This window comes from Paenibacillus sp. 598K (genome assembly GCF_003851045.1).
GTDB lineage: Bacteria > Bacillota > Bacilli > Paenibacillales > Paenibacillaceae > Paenibacillus_D.
This window is the reverse complement of sequence record NZ_BFBX01000044.1, coordinates 6,582-11,465: the sequence shown is the minus strand read 5'-3', so window position 1 is coordinate 11,465 and position 4,884 is coordinate 6,582. Positions and strand designations below refer to the sequence as shown.

Genomic DNA, 4,884 nt, shown 5'->3' with positions numbered 1-4,884 from the left:
GCCTCGCAGCGCTGCGGCACGGCCTCCAGCAGCCGATCCAGCAGCTCGGAGCCTGATGCAACCTCGCCGTTCGTCAGCACCAGCGTCGCCCCCGAGTCGCCCAGGATCGTCCGCAGCCGCTCCTCGGGATAGTCCGGATCGAGCGGCACATAAGCGCCCCCTGCCTTCCACACGCCGAGTATGCCGACGAGGAAGTCGATCGAGCGAGGGCATAGGATCGCCACCAGATCCTCGCGGCCGACACCCTTCTCCCGCAGCAGATGGGCGAGCCGGCTGCTCGCCTCGGCCAGCTCGCGATAGCTCATCCGCCGCTCGCCGCAGACAACCGCCGTGCGGTGCGGCGTCTGCGCAGCATGCGTATCCAGCAGCTCATGGACGAAGCGATAATCATATGGCGCATCGGCCCGACTGTTGAAGCGCTCCAGCATGCGCTGCATATCCTGCTCGCTCAGCAGACCGATCTCCGGCAGCGGACGCGTCGGCTCCGTCAGCATCTCCGCAGCCAGTCGGCTCCAGTGGGCGGCGATGCGCGCCGCCGTCTCCGACTCGTAGTAGCGCTGGTTGTACCGCAGCTCGCCGTACAGCTCCGAGCCTTCGCGATGGAAGACGAACAGCAGCTCCCAGCCCTCCGGCGGCAGATCGGCGGTCGACTGCACATTGTCTAGCAGCACCGCCACCTCCGTCAGCAGTCCCAGGTCGGCGTCGCCGGCCAGCTCGTCCGCCAGCACCTCGAGCGGATAGTTCGCATGCGCGCCCGCTTCCCGCATCCGCTCGCGCAGCTGCAGCACGAGCGCCTTCAGATGATCCGCCGACTCCAGATCGGCGCGCAGCAGCAGTGTCGTATTCATGTACGCTCCCGCCTGCGCTTGCCGGTAGATCGGCGTCTGCAGCAGGATATCCCGCAGCCCGCTGTACTTGGCTACGAGCGCGGCGGTAACGGCGCCGAGCAGCACGTGGAGCGCCGGGTCGGAGCCTCTGCTCACCGCCAGCAGCCGCTCGCAGAGCGTCTCCGACAGCTCCAGAGGCTGGGTCGCCAGCTCTCGCTGCGCGCCTGACGCCTGCAGATGATCATGCGGCAACGCCGTCCGCGTCAGCTCGCCCGACAGCCGCTCCCGCCAATATCGCCCCTCCGTCTCGCGCTGTGCAGCGGCGATCGTCTTGCGCGTCCATTCCTCCGCAGCGGCAGTCGCGCCGTCTTGGGTTGCCGTAACATGCGGCTGTGTCATCGCTGTCCCCTCCCGTTCGATTCAAAAGTCAAATTCCATCTCGTAGTCCTCGGTCTGCGCCTCCAGCAAGTCGCTGCGCAGCCTGATATCCGCCAGCCTCAGCTCCGGCTCTGCCGCCAGGCGGGCAATCGTCTCGCGGTAAAATGCCGCCGCATCGTCGATAATCGCGCGGTCGTAGACCGCCGTGTCGATCTTCAGATCGAGCCGTCCGAGCGATACGTCGACGTTGAAGTCGAGCCAGGTGTTGTTAGCGTTGACCTTGGACTCGACTAGCGGCTCCTCTGCCGCGCCGACGCTCTGCTCCTCTACCGAGCCGCTCTCGCGGAAGTCCGTAAAGTTAAACAGCGTGTCGGAGATCGGATTGCCTGCGTCCTGCGCATCGCCGATCGCCCGCGCGATCTCGGACAAGCCCATCTTGTCGTAGGCCGACAGCTCCACCATATGGGCATGGAAGCGCCGGATGTAGTCCGCCCAGCTCTCCTCGCCCGCGAAGCGGGTCCGCACCGGCAGCATGTTGAGGAAAAACCCGATCATCGCGTCGCCGTCCTCGCAGGCCGGACGATTATGCGTCAGGATCCCGACGACTGCGTCGTCCTGGTTGGTCAGACGGCTCATCAGCCGCGCGTAGATGGCAAACAGCAGATGGCGAAGCGTAACGCCCAGTCGTGTCGCCAGCTCGGCTGCCTGCGACAGCAGCTCCGGCTCCAGACGATAGCGATACGTCTGGCGCTCCGTGAAGCCATCCGCACCCACCCCCTCCGGCAGCGCCAGCCGCCGATAGCCGCGCAGCTCCTCGCGCCAGTAATCCCGCAGGCTGTCGTCGTGCTTGATGAGGTACTGCTCGAGCACAAACTGCTTATACGAATGGCTAAGCGGCTGCGGCCGGTAATCGGGATCGGCCAACAGAGCGAAATAGGCGTCGCTCAGTTCCTTCATAAGTATCGCGTTGCTCCAGCCATCCATAATCGACTGATGATAGATAAACAGAAACAAGTAACGCGAATCGCCGAGCCGGAACACGCGGGTGCGCCACAACGGCGCTTGCCCAAACGCGAAGGGCTTGCCGTTCTCCTCCGCCATCACAGCCTCGATGCGGCTGCGCTGCTGCGCCTCCGCAAGGCCCTCCAGATCGATCAGCGAGACGTCCAGCTGCGCGCCCGCATGCACCACCTTGATCGGCTCTGCCGGATGCTCCAGATGGAAGCTGGCCCGCAGATTGGGATGCTTGCCCGCCATCAAGGCAAAGGCTCGCAGAAATATCGCCTCTTCAAACTGCTCGTAGCGCGCGCTGTACACATACTGGATCATATGAGCAGAGGTGCCGGGATTGGCGACCGAGTGGAACACGAGCCCCTTCTCGATGTCGCTCATCGGATAGGCGTCCTCGGGACGTGCCGGGTCCGTCGCTTCGCTCTGCCACGCGCCAACTACCGTATCCCGCAGCTTCTCCATGCGCTGAAGCATCGCCTCCTCCAGCTCGCGGGCGCGCGCCGCTGCGGTCTCGTCCTGGGCCGAGCCGGAGGCGGCGATATGCGCTGCCATCTCTGCTACGGTCGGATACAGGAACAGATCCTTCAGCTCGATCGCGTAGCCCAGCTTTTTGAGCCGGATCGACGCTCGCAGCGCCTTGATCGAGTCGCCTCCCTGCTCGAAGTAATGATCCTGGCGGCCGATCCGCTGGACACCCAGCGTCTCGCGCCATACGTGCGTCAGCGTCTCCTCCAGCGCGTGGTCCGCGCCAGGCGCAGCCGGGCCGCCGCTCGTCGGCCGTTCGGCCAGACGGGCTGCCGCGTCGCGGACCAGCGCCTGCTCGTCGAGCGCGCCCGCTGTTGTCAGCGGCATCCGTTCCATGCGCACATAGTAATCCGGCACTGCATAAGCTGGGGTCGCCGCCTTTAGACGGCCCTTCAGCCAGTCGCTGTCGAGCTCTCGCTCTGCCGTGTAGATCAAGGTCAGGCGGGAGGGCTCCCCCTCCCCCGCAGACAGCATCGCCGCCCGCGCCTGACGGAGTGCGCCGAGCGTCAGCGCGTACCGTTCCACGCTGTCCAGCCGCACCTCGAAGCCCTTGACCCGGACGATCCGCTGTCGCTCGCCGTCGTAGCGATAGCTGCCGTCCTGCTCGCGGCGACCGAGCCAGCCGGTCGGCTCCCAGTCGTCCGCAGTAGCGGTCGCGTCCTCGTCAGCCGCCCTCCGCCAGAAGATGTCTCCGCTCACACCTGTCGGGAGCGGACGGCCGTCGGCATCGCGTACGATCAGCTCGACGCCAGAGAGCGGACGACCGAGCGACGAGACCTGCTCGCCAGCCTTCGCAGCCAGCGTCGATGCGCTGGTCAACAAGCCCGACTGCTGCGAGCCGCACAGCCGGATCAGCTCGCAGCCCGCATCCAGCTCCGCGAGCTGGCGAGCCAGCAGCTCGGCCTGCGCCAGCTCGTCCGGCTGCGTCAGCAGACCGATCCGTCGCACGCGCTGCAAGCTCGCAGTCGCTGACGGCGAGGCCAGCAGCTCGGCGAGCTGCCAGACGGTGACGACCAGCGTCTCGGCCTGCGATACGCTCAGCCTGCTGCCGAGCTGCACGGCGGTGAGCGGCGTCGCCGCAGCCGCGCTGCCCGCGGCCTCGACCTGCTCCGCTACCTCAGCTACACTGCCGGCGGCCGCGACTTGCTCCGCTGCCTCGCTGCGCAGCCCGAATCCGCCAGCGAGGATCAGCGTGCTGCCGTCCTGCAGCGTCGGCGGCCATGACCAGCCGTCGATTGCAGCGTCGACAGCGAAGCCGCCGTCTACAGGGCCAGGAACATTACCAACAGAACCATCGTCCTCCAAACCAGATCGAGCGGGCTCAGCTACCATTGGCTTGACATGGTCCGCATCCTCGCGATCAGGCTGCGCCACGCCGCCTGCCTGATCTGCCCGCAACAGCCGATGCTCCGTAAACGCAACAGCAGCGGTTGGCCGCTCGGCCAGCTCGACGGCCTGGACAGGCAGCTCCGGCGTCTTCGCCAGCGCCTCCAGCGCCTGCAACAAATGTCCAGCCAGCCCCTCCATCGTCTCGCGATGGAACAGGTCGGTGTTGTAGGTCAATGCGCCCTGTAGTCCATCCCCGTCTGGGACGAACTCGAGATGCAGGTCGAACAGGCTGGTGACGCCCCGATCCTCAATCTCTCGCAGCGTCAGTCCCTGCAGCGGGCTCGCGCCGTTGGTCGCCAGATCGGTATTTTGCAGCACCAGCATGACATTAAACAGCGGCGAGCGGCTCATATCGCGCTTGATCTCCAGCTCCTCCACCAGCCGATCGAACGGATACAGCTGATGCTGATACGCCCCCAGCGTCGTCTGGCGGGCGCGATCCAGCAAGCCGCCGAGCGGCTGGGCCGGATCGATCTGCGAGCGCAGCACGATCGTGTTGGCGTAGAAGCCGAGCTGCTCCTCCAGCTCGACGCGGCTGCGACCGGCGATCGGCGAGCCGATCAGCAGATCGGTCTGGCTGGTATATTTGTACAGCACGAGATTAGTCGCCGCCAGCAAAGCCATGTACAGCGTCGCGCCGCTCTCGCGACAGCGCGCCTGAAGCTGCGCCAGCTCGTCCGGCGACAGTGAGAACCGTACCCGTGCGCCCGCATATGTCTGCATCGGCGGACGCGGCCGGTCGAGCGGCAGCTCC

At 66.1% G+C, this 4,884-nt stretch carries 2 protein-coding genes; both read right to left on the bottom strand.

The annotated features are described in order from the left end of the window. On the bottom strand, positions 1 to 1,226 hold a 1,226-nt coding region (locus PA598K_RS14750; RefSeq protein ID WP_148091943.1), incomplete at its 3' end, for an AMP-binding protein. A 21-nt stretch (positions 1,227 to 1,247) separates the two neighbouring features. Continuing rightward, positions 1,248 to 4,884: condensation domain-containing protein (locus PA598K_RS36210; protein ID WP_185601981.1), on the bottom strand; the 3,637-nt coding region annotated here is incomplete at its 5' end.